The following is a 19,146-nucleotide window of genomic DNA, read 5'->3' as shown; positions in this document are numbered from 1 at the left end:
AACACCCCGTGGCGGCGTCCGGCGCCGCCCACCTCGAGAGCAGGAGACCACCGTGGAAAACCCTCAGCCCACCGTCACCGACGCCGCGGTGACCGCCCTGCACACCGGCGAGGTGCGCCGTCATCGTTGGGACGGCCGGGAGCTGGAGACTGCGGCGGAGAAGTCACCGTGCGCCGGAAAGGTTTTTCTGAGCGGCACCGGGTTCATCGGGGACGAGCAGGGCGATCTGAAGAACCACGGCGGCCCGGACAAGGCGGTGTGCTGCTACGCGGCCGAGAACTACGACGCGTGGCGTGCAGAGGGGCGGGACCTCGGCCCCGGGGCGTTCTCGGAGAACCTCACCCTGCGCGGCGCTACGGAGGACCGCGTGTTCCTGGGCGACACGTTCCAGGTGGGCACCGCGCTGGTCCAGGTGACCCAGCCGCGCACCCCCTGCAACACCATTTCCCGCCGCTGGTCGGACTGGGACCTGCCGCGGGACATGGAGCGGACCGCCCGCACCGGCTTCTACCTGCGGGTCCTGCGCGAGGGCCACGTGGGCGCCGGGGACACGTTCGAGTTCGTGAGCCGACCCTCGGGCGCGGTGTCCGTGGGCGACGTCGTGCGCATCATGGCCGCCGGACCCGCGGACCGGGAGGCGTACCGCGGTCTGGCGTCCGCGCCCGAGTTCCCGGAGCAGTGGCGCCGCAAGATCCTGCGCCGGCTGGGGGAGGACGGTCTGCTGTGAGCGCACGACGCCGCAGCCGTCCGGGCCCGCAGGCGACGGCAACCCGGTGAGCAACCACCGAGTCACGACACTGAATCCCGAGGATGACGCCACATGAGCCATGACCACGCATCCCAGCTGCCGCACCCCCTCACCGGGCAGCCGTTCCCGTCCCCGGTCCCACCCGGCTCGGGGTGGCCGGAGGACCCCGCACCGGCGGACGCCCCCGTGGCCCACGACGCCGCCGCGGTGCGTGAGCTCGCGGCCACTGCCTCGGACGTGGACCAGCTCAACGGGATGGCCAGCGTGTGCCGTGCGTGCGAGCGCCTCGTGGAGTGGCGTGAGGACGTGGCGCAGACCAAGCGCGCGTCCTTTGCGGGCGAGCCGTACTGGGGCAGGCCCGTGCCGTCCTACGGGGACCCGCGGGCGCGCATCGCCATCATCGGGCTGGCCCCCGCCGCCAACGGAGGCAACCGCACCGGGCGCATGTTCACCGGGGACCGCGCGGGCGACTGGATCTACGCGGCGCTGCACCGCGCCGGATTCGCCGAGCACGAGACCGTGAGCACCGCGGGTGACGGCCAGGCCCTGCACGGGGTCCGCATGGTCGCCCCCGTGCGCTGCGCCCCGCCCGCCAACAAGCCCACCCCCGACGAGAAGGCGGCGTGCGGTGGCTGGTTCGACCGCGAGATCGCCCTGCTCACCGAGCTCCGCGGCGTCCTGGCCCTTGGCGGCATCGCGTGGCAGACGGTGCTCGCCGCGGCCGTGCGGATGGGCTGGGAGGTGCCCCGGCCGCGCCCCAAGTTCGGGCACGGCGTCGTCGTGCCCCTGCGCACCTCCGACGGCCGGGACGTGCGGCTCGTGGGCTGCTACCACGTGAGCCAGCGCAACACCTTCACGGGCCTGCTCACCGAGCAGATGCTCGACGACGCCCTGGCGCTGGCCGCCGCGCCGCCTGCCTGAGCACGGGCCCCACCGGTGTCGCCCACCGCTGGCCCCGACGGGGCGGTCGTGCTCCGGCGTGTGGACCCGCCCGAGGCGCGACCACGGGAACTCGACTGCCCGGTGGGATGCCCCGCCGGCCGGTCCGTGCCCGGCGGCAACGGTCGCTCTGCGCAGGAAGCGGGTGGGGGTACTCTCGGGGACCATGAACGTGTGTCCCTGCGGTGGCCTGCCTGCCGGTGCGTCCCTGAACGAGTGCTGCGGTCCTGCGCTGAGCAACGAGACGTGGCCGGAGACAGCTGAGGCGCTGATGCGCTCGCGGTACACGGCCTACGCCATGGGTGCGAAGGACCATCTGTTCCGCACGTGGCACCCTCTGACCCGCCCGGCGGAGATCTCCATCGACCCCGAGACCCGGTGGATGGGTCTGCGGGTGGACAGCACCGTGGACGGCGGGCCGGAGGACGAGCACGGGATCGTGGAGTTCACCGCGGCCCACGTGAGCGAGGGGCGGTCGCTGGAGCTGCACGAGGTCTCCGAGTTCGCCAGGCGCGCGAAGCGCTGGATGTACGTGGGCCCCGCGTACGAGTGAGCGGCGTCGTGGCGGGGAGCAGCCGTCCTCGTGCGCAGTAGGGTTGGCCCATGAACATCGAGATCCGCAAGGGCGACATCACCACGGTGGAGACGGACGCGATCGTCAACGCCGCCAACTCCAAGCTGCTCGGCGGCGGGGGAGTGGACGGCGCGATCCACCGGGCGGCGGGCAAGCAGCTGCTGGCGGAGTGCCGGCACCTGCGGGAGACCACGCTCAAGGACGGTCTGCCCGCGGGTCAGGCCGTGGCCACGGACGGCTACGACCTCCCCGCGCGCTGGGTCATCCACACGGTGGGCCCGGTCTACGCCAAGACGAAGGACAAGAGCGACATCCTCGCGTCCTGCTACCGGGAGTCGCTGCGCGTGGCGGACGAGATCGGCGCAACGTCCGTGGCGTTCCCCGCCATCTCCGCGGGCATCTACGGCTGGCCCATGGACAGTGCCACGCAGATCGCGGTGAACACGGTGCTGGACACGGACACGAAGGTGGAGACCGTGGTTTTCGTGCCGTTCTCGGCTGACGCGGAAACCGCCTTCCGAGCAGCCCTCGACGCCGCACAGGCCTGACCCGCCGCGCGAGCCTGACCCGCCGCGCGGAACAGACGCGCCGCGGCACGACTGACCCGCCGCTACACCCTCACGCCCGCACCACCCAGGATTAAGTGCAGCTTTCGCCGAAACTCGACCCCGTTTCGACAGAATCTGCACTTTTTTCTAGGGCCGCTGGCGGCAAGAAAGGCTGAGCGGTGCCGGTACCGTGGACTCCTCCGTTTCAGAGCCGATTCCCGCCGGTGACCGAGACGAAGGAGGTGTCGCTCCGGGTTCCGCAATGCACCGAGCGTCAGGACATCTCGCGCGCGAAGCTCACCTGACAAGGGCGGGGATATCCACTCAGGAGATGCCAGCTCTACAGGGCAGGGAGCGGGATTCTCAACCGACGAATTCCGTGGGAAGACCCCGCAATGACCGCGCGAGCCGCAGGTCATCCGCGCCCGGTCGTTGCCTGAAGCTCCCTCGGGTCCTTGAGAGTTCCACGAAGCCGAGGGACAAGTACAGCCGGATGGCGGGGACATTGGTGGACAGCACCTTCAGCCACACCTGGTGGCCGTCGTGCCGTGCGGCCCGATCCATCGCACTGCGCACGAGCTGGCGAGCCACTCCCTCTCTGCGTGCTGCCGGAGCCACCGCCAGTCCGGCGATGTACCAGTCGCCGAACGGCCCCGACTCGGGGCGAATCTTGATGTAGCCCACGATGCTCCCGGACCGGCAGGCCACCAGCACGTCCTGCACCGTGGTTCCCGTGGGCGCTCCGAAGAACGGCCGGTCGGCACACCAGTGCTCACCGGGATCGGTGCGCGGAGACCATCCGGCATGGTCGATATGGGCCAGAATCCTGTCGTCCGTTGGACACGCAGGCCGGATGAATATCTCATCGGGCTCCGGCTCCAGCTCTGGCTGCTCGGCGCGCTTCATGCTGTGGTCACTCACCTGGCACCCCTCCGGTGGCTTGCTCGGTCCACGACATCATGCAGGACAGATGGTGGCGTGGGCGGTCATGAACGGGTCGACCAGCTCTCGTGTGGAGTAAATGCGGATGGGCGAGCCCACATCAGCATTGGCGGAGTTATTGCGCTGGGAGGACGACGGAGGGAAGCAGTAGGGGACTGCTGCAAGGCCCCCGCGCCCGCACCACACAGGCTTAAGTGCAGCTTGTGCCCAAATTCGACCCAGTTTCGGCACAATCTGCACTTTTTCCTGGGAGGATGCGGCGTCCACGAGCGGTGCGGCCCCGGCGGCGCGGCTAATCAGATCAGGCCCAGTTTCTGCACCGCGGCGCGCTCCGACTCCAGCTCCGCCACGGAGGCGTCGATGCGCGCACGCGAGAACTCGGAGATCTCCAGGCCCTGCACGATGGACCAGTCCCCACCGGACGTGGTCACCGGGAAGGAGCTGACCAGCCCCTCCGGCACACCGTAGGAGCCGTCCGAGACCACGGACATCGAGGTCCAGTCTCCGCGGTGGTTGCCCAGCATCAGGTCCCGGGCGTGGTCGATCGTGGCATTCGCCGCAGATGCTGCCGACGACGCCCCGCGGGCTTCCAGGATCGCCGCACCGCGCGTGGCCACCGTGGGGATGAACGTGTCCTCGACCCACTCGCGGGAGACCAGGTCCAGGGCCGGGCGACCGGCCACCCTGGCGTGGTCCAGGTCCGGGTACTGCGTGGCGGAGTGGTTGCCCCACACGGACAGGTGCTTGACGTCGTTCACCGCAGCCCCGGTCTTCGCCGCGAGCATGGCCACGGCCCGGTTGTGGTCCAGCCGGGTGAGCGCGCTGAACCGGGACGCGGGAATGTCCGGGGCGTTGCGCTGGGCGATCAGCGCGTTGGTGTTGGCGGGGTTGCCGGTGACCACCACGCGCACGTCGTGGTCCGCCACGTCGTTCAGGGCCCTGCCCTGCTCGGTGAAGATCGCGCCGTTGGCCTCCAGGAGGTCACCCCGCTCCATGCCTTTCGCACGCGGGCGGGCGCCGACGAGCAGGGCCAGCTGGGCGCCGTCGAACACCTTTCGGGGGTCCGAGCCGATCTCCACGTCTGCGAGCAGCGGGAACGCGCAGTCCTGCAGCTCCATGACCGTGCCCTCCAGAGCGGGCAGTGCGGACGGGATCTCGAGCAGCCGCAGCCGGACGGGGCGCTCACGGCCCAGGAGGTCTCCGTGCGCGATCCGGAAGAGCAGGCTGTAGCCGATCTGGCCGGCGGCTCCGGTGACGGCCACGGTGACGGGTGTGAGGCTCACGGGTTTTCCTCCTGGAACGGGTGACGCCTGTGTGGTGCGTCACACGGGGGTGCGGTGGCTCCGAGGCTACCAACCGCACCTGTTCAGCGCACGGCGGAAGCTCCTGTCGGCGTGTGCCGCGCCCGGTCAGAATGGGGTCATGGCTGAAACCGCAATGCAAGGAAATCCCGTGCACACCGTGGGCGAGCTGCCCGCCGAGGGCACGTCCGTCCGCTCCTTCGACCTGGTCGGCGCCGATCTGGGGCCCGTGGCCTCGGACGAGTTCACCGGCCAGCGCATGGTGCTCAACATCTTCCCGTCCCTGGACACTGGCGTGTGCGCCCAGTCCGTGCGGGAGTTCAACCAGCGCGCGTCCGAGCTGCAGAACACCACCGTGCTGTGCGTGTCCAAGGACCTCCCGTTCGCCCAGGCGCGCTTCTGCGGCGCCGAGGGCCTGGACAACGTGGTCACCGCCTCCGCGTTCCGCTCGTCCTTCGGTGAGGACTACGGCGTGACCATGAAGGACGGCCCGCTGCAGGGTCTGCTCGCCCGCGCCGTGGTGGTCGTGGACGAGAACGGTCAGGTGGTCCACAGCCAGCTCGTCCCGGAGATCTCGCAGGAGCCGGACTACGACGCCGCCGTGGCCGCCCTGTCCTGACCCGCGCCTTTCACACCGACTGACGAACGACGCCGCCGCGCCCCCGGGAAGGGGACGCGGCGGCGTCGTCGTGTGCGGAGCGGATCAGGCCGTGAGGGAGTCCACGATCCGGTTCAGCGTGGCGGACGGGCGCATGACGCCCGCGACCAGCTCCGGCTTGGGCCAGTAGTAGCCGCCCAGGTCCGCGGGGGAGCCCTGCACGCCGAGCAGCTCGGCGTTGATGGTCTCCTCGTTGGCGCGCAGCTCGGAGGCGACCTGCTGGAAGGCCTGGGCCAGCTCGGCGTCCTCGGTCTGCTGGGCGAGCTCCTCGGCCCAGTACATGGCCAGGTAGAAGTGCGAACCGCGGTTGTCCAGCTCGTTGACCTTGCGGGACGGGGACTTGTTCTCGTTCAGGAACGTGCCCGTGGCCCGGTCCAGGGTGTCCGCGAGGACCTGTGCCTTGGCGTTGTCGAAGCGCGTGGCCAGGTGCTCGAAGGACGCCGCGAGCGCCAGGAACTCACCGAGGGAGTCCCAGCGCAGGTGGTTCTCCGCCTGCAGCTGCTGCACGTGCTTGGGGGCGGAGCCACCGGCACCGGTCTCGAAGAGGCCGCCGCCGTTCATGAGCGGCACGATCGACAGCATCTTGGCGGAGGTGCCCAGTTCCAGGATGGGGAACAGGTCAGTGAGGTAGTCACGCAGCACGTTGCCGGTCACCGAGATGGTGTCCTCGCCGCGGCGGATGCGCTCGATGGTGAACTTGGTGGCCTCCACGGGGCAGAGGACGCGGATGTCCAGCCCGTCGGTGTCCTCCTGCGCGAGGTACGTGTTCACCTTCTCGATCAGGTTGCGGTCGTGCGCGCGGGACTCGTCCAGCCAGAACACCGCGGGCATCCCGGACTCGCGGGAGCGGCGCACGGCCAGCTGCACCCAGTCCTTGATGGGGGCGTCCTTGGCCTGGCACGCACGCCAGATGTCACCCGGCTGGACGTCGTGGGACATGAGCACGTCCCCGGCGGAGTTGACCACCTGCACGGTACCGGCCTCGGTGATCTCGAAGGTCTTGTCGTGGGAGCCGTACTCCTCGGCCTTCTGCGCCATGAGACCCACGTTCGGCACGGTGCCCATGGTGGTGGGGTCGTACGCGCCGTTCTCGCGGCAGTCGTCGATCACGGTCTGGTACACACCGGCGTAGGAGGAGTCCGGCAGCACGGCGAGGGTGTCCTTCTGCTCCCCCTCGCGGCCCCACATCTGGCCGGAGGTGCGGATCATGGCGGGCATGGAGGCGTCCACGATCACGTCCGAGGGCACGTGCAGGTTGGTGATGCCCTTGTCCGAGTTCACGTAGGCCAGCTCGGGGCCGTTGTCGATGGCCTCCTGGAACGCGGCCTTGATCTCGGCGCCGTTCTCGAGGGCGTCCAGGCCCGAGAGGATCCCGGCCAGTCCGTCGTTGGGGGAGAGCCCGGCCTTGGCCAGGTCCGCGCCGTAGCGCTCCATGACGTCCTGGAAGAACGCGCTGACCACGTGGCCGAAGATGATGGGGTCCGAGACCTTCATCATGGTGGCCTTGAGGTGGGCGGAGAACAGGATGCCCTCCTCCTTGGCGCGGGCCACCTGGGCCTTCAGGAACTCGTCCAGGGCGGTGGCGCTCATGAACGTGGCGTCCACCACCTCACCGGCGAGCACGGGCACCGACTGCTTCAGCACGGTGGTTTTACCGTCGCCGACCAGCTGGATGGTGAGGGTGTCGTCCGCCGGCATCACCACAGACTGCTCGTTGGTGCGGAAGTCGTCGTGGCCCAGGGTGGCCACGTTGGTCCTGGAGTCCTTGGACCACGCGCCCATGGTGTGCGGGTGCTTCTTGGCGTACTCCTTGACGGCCTTGGGCGCCCGGCGGTCCGAGTTGCCCTCGCGCAGCACGGGGTTCACGGCGGAGCCCTTGACGCGGTCGTAGCGGGCACGGATGTCCTTGGCCTCGTCCGAGGAGGCGTCCTCCGGGTAGTCCGGCAGGTCGTAGCCGTCCGCCTGCAGCTCCTTGATGGTGGCCTTGAGCTGCGGGATGGAGGCGGAGATGTTGGGAAGCTTCACGATGTTGGCTTCCGGGGTCTTCGCGAGCTCACCGAGCTCCGCGAGGGTGTCCGGGACGCGCTGCTCGTCCGTGAGCCGGTCGGGGAACTGCGCGAGGATGCGGGCGGCCAGGGAGATGTCCCGGGTCTCGACCTCCACCCCGGCGGTGGACGCGAACGCCTCGACCATGGGCTTGAACGAGTACGTGGCCAGCATGGGCGCTTCGTCGGTCTCGGTGTAGATGATCTTGGGCATGGACAATGACTCCTTGCATCGACGGTCACTGGGGCTGCCCTCCAGCCTACCCGCAGTGGGGCCCCGCAAACCCTGCCGGGACGGGCCGTGATCGGCTGGCGGGCCCACGCTGCCGGGCGCCGCCGTGCCGCTGCGGTGCCCGCCGCCGGGATGACGACGGCGCACGGCACCGCCCCGGGGGTCGGTCGCCGTGCGCCGTGGTCGGCAGTGGCCGCCGCGCGGGGTCAGCCCTGCAGGGCGTGCTTGATCCGCTCGCGCTCCCGTTCGAGCTTGCGCAGCCGGTGGCTCAGCGTGAACATCCGCACGGAGCCCACGAGCGCCATGATGAGCGCGCCCGCAATGGCCGAGAGCAGCATGGCCACCCCCAGGGGCAGGGAGAAGCTCCAGGCGAGGAACTCGAACTGGGTGGCCACGTTGTTCTGGATGATGAAGACCAGCAGCAGGATCAGCACGACCACGCCCACGATCAGCGCGGCCCACACCGTCCCGGAGACGCCGCGCTTGGCGGGGGTGTCCAGGGCGGGGTCCACCACGGGGTCGTAGGTGCCCGCGTACTCGCTCGTGCCCGTCTCCTCGCCACGCGCGGTGCCTCCGGTGGGCGACGCCGCCCGCCCGGCTCCCGTGGGCGCGGCACCCGCGGTTCCCGTCTGGTGTGCGCCGGACCCCGTGACCGCATGCTGGTCGAGGGCACCGTCCGCGTGGTCGCCGCGCACCGGCCCGGGGCTCTGCGGAGGCAGCCCGCCGGGGACGGGACCGCCGCCGGCGGGGACGGCAGCGGCGTCGTCGGCGGTGACGCGGGGTGCGGCGGAACGTTCGTGCGGGGTGTTGCTCACTGGGTGCCTCCCGGGGGTCGCGTGGTGGTGGGTCCAGCGTAGGCCAGGTGCGCTCCGAGCACAGGGGCGGGGCGGAGCGGCACGACACGCCCGGAAAATCACGACACGCTTGCAATCTGCTGACATGTCGCACGGAATCGGTTATCGCTGGGTAACCTTTCGTTCATTGTGAGACGCACCACAATCAACGGTGACGCCAGTCACGGCTCGGGGTGACCACTTCCGAGGGTGCAACGCACATTCCATGGGCACCACATCAGGAGGAAACGACATGGGCAAGTACACCTTCAAGGGCAAGGCCGCCGTCTCCGTCGCGGCGATCGCAGCACTCACCCTGACCGGCTGCGCCAGCGTGGGCGGCGGCGGGGACCAGGGCGGCGGTGAGAGCAGCGCGGCAGGCCAGGAGGGCGGCGTCGTGACCGTCGCGGAGACCAACGCGTTCTCCGGCGCCAACCCGAGCTACACCAAGACCAACCTGGACATCAACAACAAGATCGCCCAGATGACCCGCGAGGGCTTCTACACCGTGGACACGGAGCAGAAGATCCAGCCCAACGAGGGCTTCGGCACCTACAAGAAGATCTCGGACGACCCGCTCACGGTGGAGTACGAGCTCAAGGACCCGCAGTGGTCGGACGGCAACAAGATCGACAAGGCGGACCTGCTGCTCGAGTGGAGCATGCTCTCCGGCTACGCCAACGACTCCAGCGAGGACGGCAAGACCGGCAAGGACTACTTCTCGATCGCCGGCTCCACGGACATCCTGGGCACCACCGAGATGCCCACGTTCTCCGAGGACGGCAAGAAGATGACCCTCACGTGGGGCAAGCCCAACGCGGACTGGGAGATCGGCTTCGGAGGCGTGACCGAGCCCGCCCACGTGGTCGCCAAGAAGGCCGGCATGACCGAGGACGAGCTGCTCAAGGTGCTCGAGAACCAGAAGAAGGGCGATCCCAAGAAGCCCCAGAAGCAGCCGGAGCTGGAGAAGATCGGCAAGGCCTGGGACACCGCCTTCAACTTCACTTCCATGCCGGACGACAAGGACCTCCTGGTCTCCAGCGGCCCGTTCAAGATCGAGAACATCGTGGAGAACAACTCCGTCACGGTGAAGAAGAACGAGAACTACACGGGCGAGATGCCCGGCAAGCTGGACGAGATCACGGTGCGCACCATTTCCGATCCCACCGCCCAGATCCAGGCGCTGCGCAACGGCGAAGTGGACATCATGCAGCCGGGCAACGTCAACAAGGACACCCTGGACCAGGTCCAGCAGATCGAGAACGTGAACGTGCAGAAGGGCGACCAGCTCGCGTACGACCACCTGGACCTGAACTTCGGCTCGGACGTGTTCAAGGACCAGAAGGTGCGCGAGGCGTTCCTGAAGACGATTCCGCGCCAGCAGATCGTGGACCAGCTCATCAAGCCGGTCAAGGACGACGCCTCCGTGCTGAACTCCCAGATGTACGTGTCCAGCCAGAAGGACGAGTACGGCAAGGCCGTGGAGAAGAACGAGGCCGAGTCCATGTACGGGGACGTGGACATCGAGGGCGCCAAGGAGCTGCTCGGCGGCAAGACGCCCACCGTGCGGATCCTCTACAACAACCAGAACCCCCAGCGCGTGGACACCTTCCAGCTCATCAAGGAGTCCGCAGAGAAGGCCGGCTTCAAGGTCTCGGACATGGGCGACCCCAACTGGTCCGAGAAGCTCGCGGACGGCGACTACGACGCCTCCCTGTTCGGCTGGGTCTCCCCGGGCGTGGGCACCGAGATGCTCTCGCAGATCTTCAAGACCGGCGGCGGTGGCAACTACACCAAGTACTCGAACAAGGACGTCGACAAGCTCGTGGACGAGGCCCGCACGAACCTGGACGAGAACTCGCGCGTGGACCAGATCGTGGACATCGACAAGCACACCTTCGAGGACGGGTACGGTCTGCCGCTGTTCCAGTCCGTGGGCTACGTGGCCACCTCGGACAAGATCGCCGGCGTGGACACCTACCAGCCCAACCAGACCGGTGTGTTCTGGAACGTCTCCGAGTGGAGCCGCAAGTAGGACTGCCGAGCTCCTGTTGACCGAGGCACTCCCCTCATGAGCACTGCGCGGGCGCGGATCTGCTGCGCCCGCGCAGTGTCGTGACCACCACTCGTACAGAGGCTGCGACATGATTTCTTACATTCTCAGACGGCTCGTCACCGCCGTCCTCATCCTGCTGGGCGCATCGTTCATCGTGTACCTCATGACAGCGGCGTCCGGAGATCCCCTGTGGGACCTCTACGGCAACCCCAACGCCCAGCAGCTGATCCCCGCGCGCGTGGAGGCCCTGAACCTGGACACCCCGCCCGTGCTGCGCTACTTCACGTGGCTCGGCGGCGCGGCCGGGTGCCTGGTGCCCTTCGCGGACACCTGCTCCCTGGGCGTGAGCCGGGACGGCCAGGAGGTCACGGACCTGCTGGCCTTCGCCATGACCCAGACCATCATGCTGGTCACGGTGGGCACCATCCTGGCCATCGTGGTGGGCATCACCCTGGGCATCGTCTCCGCCCTGCGCCAGTACTCCGGGCTGGACTACGGCATCACGTTCTTCACCTTCCTGTGCTTCTCACTGCCGAGCTTCTGGCTCGCGGTGCTGCTCAAGGAGATCGTGGCCATCCAGTTCAACGACTTCCTGCAGGACCCCGTGATGTCCATGGGCACGATCGCGCTGATATCGCTCGTGGCGGGAGCCATCTGGTTCCTCGTCTCGTTCGGGCAGATGCGCACCCGCCTGCTCATGGGCCTGCTCGGGTTCGCGGTGACCTTCGGGATCATCTACTTCGTGCTGGCCACCAACTGGCTCAACCACCCGTTCCTGGGCATCCCGCTGATCGCCCTCACGGGCATCCTGGTGGCGGTGATCGCCACCGTGCTGATCTCGGGGCTGCGCAACAAGCGCGCCCTCTACGCGGCACTGGGCACCGTGGTGGTGGGCCTGATCATCTACTTCCCGGTGCAGTACCTGTTCGCGGACGGCGGGCTGCTGACCGTGCTGCTCCTCACCGTGGTGATGATCGGCGTGGGTGTGGGAGCCGGCTTCCTGGCCGGTGGCTACGACCGCGGCCAGGGCGCTCGGGTGGCCGGTGTCACCGGCTTCTTCGTGGCGCTGCTGATCGTCCTGGACCGGTTCATGCAGTCCTGGCCGGACTACGTGAACTCGAGCCACATCCGCGGCCGTCCGATCGCCACGGCCAACTCGGCCACCCCGGGCTTCACCGGTGACTTCTGGACCACCGGACTGGACCGGTTCACCCACCTGCTGCTGCCCACCATCTGTCTGACGCTGCTGGCGCTGGCCTCCTACTCCCGGTACTCCCGGGCCTCGATGCTCGAGATCATGGGCCAGGACTACATCCGCACGGCACGTGCCAAGGGTCTGTCCGAGCGCACCGTGGTCATGCGCCACGCCTTCCGCAACGCGCTGATCCCGCTGGCCACCCTGGTGGCCTTCGACATCGGCGGTCTGATCGGCGGCGCGATCATCACGGAAACCGTGTTCGCGTTCACCGGCATGGGGCAGCTGTTCGTCCATGCGGTGCGCAACGTGGATCCCAACCCGGTGATGGGCGTCTTCCTCGTCACCGGCATCGTCGCCATGGTCTTCAACCTGATTGCCGACCTGGTGTACTCCGTACTCGACCCGCGCGTGAGGGTGAAATCATGAGCCAGCCCCAACCCATCGACATCCCGCAGACCGTGGAGCAGCATCCCGAGGCGGGTCAGAAGCCCCAGGACGTGCGCGGCAAGAGCCAGGGTCAGCTGGTGCGCGGACGCTTCTTCGGCAACACCGGCGCGGTCATCTCACTGGTGGTCCTGCTGTTCATCGTGCTGCTGTCCGTCACGTCCATCGGCATCGGTCCCATCCCGGGCTGGTGGAAGTGGGACCCGGACACCACGGGGCCCGTGGTGGACGGCGGCGAGCCCACCCTGAGCCTGCTGCCTCCGAGCATGGGGGACCACCCCTTCGGTCAGGACAACCTGGGCCGCGACCTCTTCGCCATGGTCATGCAGGGCACGCAGTACTCGCTCATCGTGATGCTCGTGGTGGGCCTCATCACCGGCATCGTGGGCACCGTGATCGGCGGCCTGGCCGGGTACTTCCGCGGCTGGGTCGAGGCCGTGCTGATGCGCCTGACGGACGTCATCATCATCATCCCGCTGGTCATCATGGCCGCCCTGCTGGGCCGCATGGCCATCTCCTGGGTCCGCGCCCACGGCCTGCCGTCCTTCGCCACGGTCATCGCGCTGGGTCTGCTGATCGGCCTGGCGGCGTGGCCGGGCCTTGCCCGCCTGGTGCGCGGCGAGTTCCTGTCCCTGCGCGAGCGCGAGTTCGTGGACGCCGCCCGCCTCGCGGGGGCCTCAAGCGGCCGGATCATCTTCAAGCACATCCTGCCCAACACCGTGGGCGTGATCACCGTGAACATCACGCTGCTGATGTCCTCGGCGATCCTGCTGGAGACCTCGCTGTCCTACCTGGGCCTGGGCATCCAGGCCCCGGACTGGTCCCTGGGCCGGCTGATCAACGAGAACCAGACGGCGTTCGCCACCCGGCCGTGGCTGTTCTGGTGGCCGGGTGTGTTCATCGTGGCCATCGCGCTGACCATCAACTTCATCGGTGACGGTCTGCGTGACGCCTTCGACCCGCGCCAGCGCAAGTTCAACCCCAAGCGGGCCCGTGAGACGGGTGCGGCCCGCGGCGCAGCTCCCGCGGCGTCACCGCAGGCGGCGCAGTGACCCGCGTGCGCTCACACCGAGTACAGGACCACGCTCGCGGCGGTCAGCACCACGACCGCCGCGAGCGGGCCTGGTACGAGGTGGGTGGTCACCGGCTCGGGCTCGCCCTGCCGGGTGAAGACGTCCAGCTCGCCGGAGTCCACGCGGCGCTGCCACTGGATGCGGACGCGGTGGGCCGCCGCACCGGACGCGGTGGACGTCAGGTCACCCACGCGCACCGCCCCCTCGGGGCGGGCGATGGGGTGGTTGCGGTTCACGGCGTCGGCGTCGGAGCGGAACGCCGCCCCAGCACCGGCGGAGGGCAGCGCGAAGCTGGAGTACGAGCCCTGGTCCGTCACCACGGTCACCGCGAACCGGGTGCGCACGTCCACGATGCGCGCCCACGGGATGCCCACGGTGCGCGCGGGGTTGACCAGCCGCACCCCGCTCTCGTGGACCTCCAGCCGGGGTCGCCAGTACAGGGCGTGGGCGAGCGCCACCAGCGCGAGACCACCGCACACCGCTCCCGCGTGCTGGGCGGCGGTGTGGCCCCAGCCGCCCACGAGCACCAGGACTCCCAGGACCACCAGGAATCCCGTCAGCCACGGCGTCGACGACGCGCGGAAGGTCTCGTGGTCAGGGGCGGGTCCGTCGCTTTCAGGCATGGCCACCATGCTAGGCAATGCGCGCGAGCCACGGCCGCGCGCCCAGTTCTCGACACGATGGAGCACACACGATGAGCACCTCGCACCAGCCCGACGGCATCCCCGAGGGCACTCCCGAGCCGCACGGCACCCCCGAGAACCCTGCGGCCTCCGGGCACGACGACGCCCGGACCGCGGGCGCGCAGGCCGGCCCGGCGGCGTCGTCCACCGGTGGCGCCGAGTCCACGCCCGGTGGCGCCGAGTCCACGCCCGGTGACGTCACCGCGGCACAGCACAACGCACCCTGGAACGATGCGCAGGCCGGGGACGGCCGTGTGGCGTCCCCGGACGCCGCCCCTGTCACGGGGCAGAGCGCGGTCGTGGCCGGTGCGACTGCGGCGGGTGCCGAGAAGAAGCGGGGCCGGCGTGCCCAGCGCAGCGAGCCCGGAACGCGGCGGAGCAGGTCGAGGACGACCGTGGCGCGCGGTGAGCCCGTGCTGAGCGTGCGCGGTCTGTCCGTGGACTTCGGCGTGGACCGTGAATGGGTTCCCGCGGCGGTCGACCTCACGTACGACGTGGCCGCAGGCGAGGTGCTCGCGATCGTGGGCGAGTCCGGCTCCGGAAAGTCCGCGAGCTCGATGTCCATGCTCGGGCTGCTGCCCTCCAACGCCCGCGTGAGCGGCTCCGCGAAGCTCGGTGGCACGGAGCTGATCGGACTGCGTGGCAGCGGGCTGCGGCGTGTGCGCGGCGAGGAGATCGCCGTGATCTTCCAGGAGCCCATGACCGCGCTGAACCCCGTGTACACGGTGGGGCAGCAGATCGTGGAGACCATCCGGCTGCACCGGGACCTCTCGCCGTCGGAGGCCACCGAGCGCGCGATGCAGATGCTGACCATGGTGGAGCTGCCGGATCCGGAGAAGGCCTTCCGCTCCTACCCGCACCAGCTCTCGGGCGGTCAGCGCCAGCGCGCGATGATCGCGCAGTCGCTGTCCTGCGATCCCAAGCTGCTGATCGCGGACGAGCCCACCACCGCCCTGGACGTGACCGTGCAGGCCGAGATCCTGGACCTCATCCGCAACCTCAAGGACCAGCTGGACTCCGCGGTCATCCTCATCACCCACGACATGGGCGTGGTGGCGGACCTCGCGGACAAGATCGCCGTGATGCAGAAGGGCGTGATCGTGGAGCAGGGCTCGGCGGAGCAGATCTTCAGCTCCCCCCAGCACCCCTACACGATCTCCCTGCTCGAGTCGGTGCCGCACCTGGGCGAGGGCGGCGAGTCGGACGAGTCCGTGGACCTGGCGGCCGTGCTCGAGCAGTCCATTGCGTCCCCCACCATCGTGGACCGCAGCACCGCGGAGGAAGCTTCCATGGACACCCTCGCGCAGCGGGTGGTCGCCCCGGTGCTGCAGCTCAAGGACGTGGCCATCGAGTACCCCAAGCAGGGGCGCAACCCTGCGTTCCGCGCGGTGGAAGGCGTGAGCATCACCGTGGCCTCGGGTGAGACCGTGGGGCTGGTGGGCGAGTCCGGTTCGGGCAAGACCACGATCGGCCGCGCGGCCGTGGGGCTGCTGCCCGTGGTCGAGGGCTCGCTGATCGTGGACGGCGTGGAGCTGGCCGGTGCGTCGCGCTCGACCCTCAACAAGGTGCGCAAGGACGTGGGCATGGTGTTCCAGGACCCGTCCTCGTCCCTGAACCCGCGCCTGCCCATCGGCGAGTCCATCGGCGAGCCCATGTACCTGGCCGGCGTGGCCAAGGGTGCGCAGCTGCAGACCAGGATCGAGCAGCTGCTGGACCAGGTGCGCCTGCCGCGCAACTACCGCAACCGCTACCCCCACGAGCTCTCGGGCGGTCAGAAGCAGCGCGTGGGCATCGCCCGGGCCCTGTCCCTCAAGCCCAAGCTGCTCGTGGCGGACGAGCCCACGTCCGCGCTGGACGTGTCCGTGCAGGCCACGGTGCTGGACCTCTTCGAGGAGCTGCAGGCGGAGATGGGCTTCGCGTGCCTGTTCGTGACCCACGACCTCGCGGTCATCGACCGGCTGGCCAATCGGATCGTGGTCATGCAGCACGGGCACATCGTGGAGCAGGGCTCGCGTGAGGCCGTGCTGCGCCACCCGGAGCAGGAGTACACCAAGCGGCTGCTCGCGGCCGTCCCGGTGCCCTCGCCCGAGGCGCAGCGTGTGCGCCGCGAGCTGCGGCAGCAGATGGCACACCACGTGTCCTGAGCACCGCAGGTTCCCGCGGCCCGGTCCGTGCCCCCAGGGGTGGACCGGGCCGCGTCGTGCCGTGGCCCTGCCTGCCTGCTCGGCCGGCCCGGCGGGGGCCCAGTGTGCACCGCGCCAGGACACCCACGCGGCTCCCTGCCGCGGCACCTAGACTGCCCAGCATGACTGACACCACACGTCTGACCGCCGTCCTCGACCGCCTGCTCCGCGAGCGGGACTCCTTCCTGGCGTCCGCGCAGGCGCTCTCGCCCGAGCAGCTGCGCGGCCCGTCCGCGTGCGAGGACTGGGACCGGGCGCACGTGGTCGCCCACCTGGCCTCCAACTCCCGGGCCCTCGTGAACCTGGTGGACTGGGCCACCTCGGGAGAGCCCAAGCCCATCTACTCGTCGCGGGACGAGCGCAACCGCGAGACCGACGAGCTCGCGCAGCTGCCCCCGGAGCAGCTGCTGCGGACCTTCGTGGAGAACAGCCAGTACCTGGCCGAGCAGTGCGAGCGGCTCAGGGACCCCCTCGAGGTGGAAGAGCTGGACCTCAACGGCAAGACCGTTCCCTCCGTGGGGATTCCCACCGTGTGGATCTCGGAGCTCGTGCTGCACCACCAGGACCTGAACACCGGGTGGACCGTGGCGCAGGCGGAGCCCGAGTCCCAGCTCAACGCCCTGGAGGGCGCGGTCCGTGCCATGCGCGCCAAGGGCGCACCGGGCATGACGCTGCGCACCACCGAGCACGACGAGTGGATCCTCGGTGACGGCGGTCAGCTCGTGACCGGTGACCGGGTGGGCATGGTCATGTGGCTGGCCCGCGGCGACGCGCAGGGTGTCTCCTCCGAGGGACCGCTCCCGGAGCTGCCCGAGTGGTGAACCGTCCCCGGACCGGGTCCGCTCAGGAGAACAGCGTGAGCACGTAGACCGAGAACAGCACCAGGTGGGCCGCCCCGTGCACGGCCGTGACCCGGGGTGCTGCGAACGTGAGGGCGGAGAGCAGCAGGCTGAGCCCCAGCAGCATGAGGTTCACGGGACTCTCGGCGAGCACCACGGGCTGGCCCGTGAGCAGGCCGATGACGAGCACCGCCGGGATCGTCAGCCCCAGGGTGGAGACCAGCGCCCCGTGGCACAGGTTGCTGACCCGCTGCATCTGACCGGCCCGCGCCGCGCGCACCGAGGTGATGGACTCGGGCAGGAACACGATGGCGGCGATCAGCACCCCGGCCAGGGCGGGCGGGGCACCCAGCCGGCCCAGACCGTCGTCGAGCAGGGCGGCCATCTCGTGCGAGAGCAGCACCACCGGCAGGGCGGTCGCCACCAGGAGCACGAGCCGCACGGCCACCTCGCCGCGCGGCCCCGTGTCGGAGCCCGTGCGGTCCGTCTCCCGCGCAGCCGGGACCGGCTCCGAGCGGAAACGGGGGTCCACCTCCGTGAAGTCCGCCGCCTGCGCGCCGGTCTGGCGGACCAGGAAGAACGCGTAGGTCCCGACGGTGAGCGCGACCACCGGGATCTCCTGCCAGGTGCGGTAGGCACCGTCCGTGCCGATGGCCGCGGGCAGCGCGAAGGCGAGCGCGCCCAGCACCGTGAGCAGGCTCAGGTAGACGGAGACCCCCGCGCGGTGGTGCTCCAGGTGGCCGTGCCGCAGTCCTCCCACCAGCAGGCACACGCCGATCACGAGGTTCAGGATGATCATGGACACGGCCATGACGGAGTCCCGGGCGATCGTGGCGTGCTCGCCGGGGCCGAGCATGACCGCGCAGATCAGCACCACTTCGATCACCACGATCGACAGGGTGAGCACCAGGGAGCCGTACGGGTCACCCAGCCGGTCCGCGAGCCGCTCGGCCTGGTGGACCACGCCGCCGGCGGCCACGAGGATCACGCCCACGATCAGCACGAGAGCGGTGACCAGCCGCCCGGCGGGGACGGGCGGGGTCAGGAGGTCCCCGACGAGCTGCAGGACCAGGACGGCGCCCCACCCGGTGAGCAGGCGCGCAATGGCCGTGGGAGCCAGGACGTGGTGCAGGGTGGTCTTCACGAGGGACCTCGTTCCTCGGGCCCGCGTGGGCGGGCCCGGTCGCGGGGTCGTCCCCAGGTGGTGTCAGACAGTGCGGGGTACGGGTCGTCCCGTGTCCCGGCGTGCGAGTGCGCTCAGTCGCGCACGCCGAACAGCCAGGGCTCGGCGCGGTCCGTGTGGGGGTCGTCGAAGTTCACGAACGTGCGGCCCTTGGCCTCCACGGCCTTGTACTCCTGCACGACTTCCAGGCTCAGGCGCTCGCGGTGCTCGACCTCGGCGATCACGGCCGAGGCGCCGGAGCGGTCGGGGAGGGTGGCCGGGTAGGCCAGTGCGGCCACCAGAGTGGTCGGGGCCTTCTCCCGGGCGGTGGCCCGCAGGGAGTCCAGGATCTCCTCGGGAGACAGGCCCTCGGGGTCCACGGAGTCGAGCTCGAACTCGCCGTCCTTGCCGCCCGTGACCAGGAAGGCCGGGAACCCGCCGAACTGGGAGACCTGGTCCTCCACGACCGCCTGCACGTGGCTCAGCGCGGTGTCCACCGACTCCACGGCGGAGTCCGAGACCCACTGCCGCCAGGCGTTGTCGTGATCGGCCCGGGCGCGGGCGGCCTCCGCCTTGGTCATCCGGGACGTGCCCCGGGACGGCGTGGAGCGGCGTCGTGAAGAGTGTGCGGAGGACTGGGCCACGGAGGAGGACTCCTTCGGAAGACAGGGGTGTGCTCAGTCCAGGG

At 69.7% G+C, this 19,146-nt stretch carries 17 protein-coding genes; 10 read left to right on the top strand and 7 right to left on the bottom strand.

Going from position 1 to position 19,146, the window contains the following annotated elements:
• The first annotated feature begins 52 nt into the window (after positions 1-52).
• From P8S73_RS03575 to P8S73_RS03560, 4 genes are all read left to right on the top strand, one after another.
• Positions 53-727 carry an MOSC domain-containing protein gene (locus P8S73_RS03575; RefSeq protein ID WP_396350511.1) on the top strand — a complete coding sequence of 225 codons (675 nt, stop codon included), beginning with the start codon at positions 53-55 and terminating at the stop codon, positions 725-727.
• A 93-nt stretch (positions 728-820) separates the two neighbouring features.
• Positions 821-1,669, top strand: a complete 849-nt coding sequence (locus P8S73_RS03570; protein ID WP_396350510.1) for a uracil-DNA glycosylase — start codon at positions 821-823, stop codon at positions 1,667-1,669.
• 184 nt (positions 1,670-1,853) lie between these two features.
• A complete protein-coding gene (locus P8S73_RS03565; RefSeq protein WP_102613200.1) occupies positions 1,854-2,240 on the top strand; it encodes a YchJ family protein in 387 nt (128 codons plus the stop codon).
• 50 nt (positions 2,241-2,290) lie between these two features.
• Positions 2,291-2,809 (top strand): O-acetyl-ADP-ribose deacetylase, encoded by a 519-nt coding sequence (locus P8S73_RS03560; RefSeq protein WP_102613199.1) that lies wholly within the window; start codon positions 2,291-2,293, stop codon positions 2,807-2,809.
• Positions 2,810-3,172: 363 nt separating this feature from the next.
• Here the strand turns inward: P8S73_RS03560 and P8S73_RS03555 are convergent, their stop codons facing one another.
• Entirely contained in the window at positions 3,173-3,730 is a 558-nt protein-coding gene (locus tag P8S73_RS03555; protein WP_396350509.1) for a GNAT family N-acetyltransferase, read from the bottom strand.
• Between the two features lie 317 nt (positions 3,731-4,047).
• Complete coding sequence (locus tag P8S73_RS03550) at positions 4,048-5,034, bottom strand: malate dehydrogenase (protein WP_102613197.1); 987 nt, start codon at positions 5,032-5,034, stop codon at positions 4,048-4,050.
• A 139-nt stretch (positions 5,035-5,173) separates the two neighbouring features.
• Here P8S73_RS03550 and tpx point away from each other — a divergent pair, with 139 nt between their 5' ends.
• Complete coding sequence (gene tpx, locus P8S73_RS03545) at positions 5,174-5,671, top strand: thiol peroxidase (protein ID WP_102613196.1); 498 nt, start codon at positions 5,174-5,176, stop codon at positions 5,669-5,671.
• 84 nt (positions 5,672-5,755) lie between these two features.
• On the opposite strand, the gene P8S73_RS03540 is transcribed toward tpx, so the two are convergent.
• Positions 5,756-7,969 carry an NADP-dependent isocitrate dehydrogenase gene (locus P8S73_RS03540; RefSeq protein WP_039101719.1) on the bottom strand — a complete coding sequence of 738 codons (2,214 nt, stop codon included), beginning with the start codon at positions 7,967-7,969 and terminating at the stop codon, positions 5,756-5,758.
• A 224-nt stretch (positions 7,970-8,193) separates the two neighbouring features.
• Positions 8,194-8,802 carry a lipopolysaccharide assembly LapA domain-containing protein gene (locus P8S73_RS03535; RefSeq protein WP_039101720.1) on the bottom strand — a complete coding sequence of 203 codons (609 nt, stop codon included), beginning with the start codon at positions 8,800-8,802 and terminating at the stop codon, positions 8,194-8,196.
• Between the two features lie 271 nt (positions 8,803-9,073).
• Here P8S73_RS03535 and P8S73_RS03530 point away from each other — a divergent pair, with 271 nt between their 5' ends.
• The 3 genes from P8S73_RS03530 to P8S73_RS03520 all read left to right on the top strand — a co-directional run bounded on the left by P8S73_RS03530 (position 9,074) and on the right by P8S73_RS03520 (position 13,570).
• Positions 9,074-10,855 carry an ABC transporter family substrate-binding protein gene (locus P8S73_RS03530; protein ID WP_039101721.1) on the top strand — a complete coding sequence of 594 codons (1,782 nt, stop codon included), beginning with the start codon at positions 9,074-9,076 and terminating at the stop codon, positions 10,853-10,855.
• Positions 10,856-10,964: 109 nt separating this feature from the next.
• On the top strand, positions 10,965-12,500 hold the full coding sequence (locus P8S73_RS03525) for an ABC transporter permease (RefSeq protein WP_019309500.1): 1,536 nt from the start codon (positions 10,965-10,967) through the stop codon (positions 12,498-12,500).
• The gene (locus tag P8S73_RS03520) at positions 12,497-13,570 is read left to right on the top strand and encodes an ABC transporter permease (protein WP_039101722.1); all 1,074 of its coding nucleotides are present in this window, start codon (positions 12,497-12,499) and stop codon (positions 13,568-13,570) included. Before P8S73_RS03525 ends, P8S73_RS03520 begins: the two co-directional genes overlap by 4 nt.
• An 11-nt stretch (positions 13,571-13,581) precedes the next feature.
• Here P8S73_RS03520 and P8S73_RS03515 read toward each other — a convergent pair whose 3' ends face one another.
• Positions 13,582-14,214: a PH domain-containing protein gene (locus P8S73_RS03515; RefSeq protein WP_039101723.1), complete on the bottom strand. Its 633-nt coding sequence runs from the start codon at positions 14,212-14,214 to the stop codon at positions 13,582-13,584.
• A gap of 71 nt (positions 14,215-14,285) precedes the next feature.
• Between P8S73_RS03515 and P8S73_RS03510 the strand changes: the two genes are divergently transcribed.
• A complete protein-coding gene (locus tag P8S73_RS03510) occupies positions 14,286-16,418 on the top strand; it encodes an ABC transporter ATP-binding protein (RefSeq protein WP_223246053.1) in 2,133 nt (710 codons plus the stop codon).
• A gap of 161 nt (positions 16,419-16,579) precedes the next feature.
• Positions 16,580-17,278 carry a maleylpyruvate isomerase family mycothiol-dependent enzyme gene (locus P8S73_RS03505; RefSeq protein WP_102613193.1) on the top strand — a complete coding sequence of 233 codons (699 nt, stop codon included), beginning with the start codon at positions 16,580-16,582 and terminating at the stop codon, positions 17,276-17,278.
• Positions 17,279-17,300: 22 nt separating this feature from the next.
• On the opposite strand, the gene P8S73_RS03500 is transcribed toward P8S73_RS03505, so the two are convergent.
• Entirely contained in the window at positions 17,301-18,440 is a 1,140-nt protein-coding gene (locus P8S73_RS03500; protein WP_102613192.1) for a calcium:proton antiporter, read from the bottom strand.
• 113 nt (positions 18,441-18,553) lie between these two features.
• A complete protein-coding gene (locus tag P8S73_RS03495; protein WP_223246052.1) occupies positions 18,554-19,102 on the bottom strand; it encodes a hypothetical protein in 549 nt (182 codons plus the stop codon).
• Between the last annotated feature and the right edge of the window lie 44 nt (positions 19,103-19,146).

The organism is Kocuria sp. ChxB, from assembly GCF_044359605.1.
Classification (GTDB): Bacteria; Actinomycetota; Actinomycetes; order Actinomycetales; family Micrococcaceae; genus Kocuria; species Kocuria rhizophila.
Note: the sequence above shows the minus strand (reverse complement) of the source record. Positions and strands in the feature narration are given on the sequence as shown.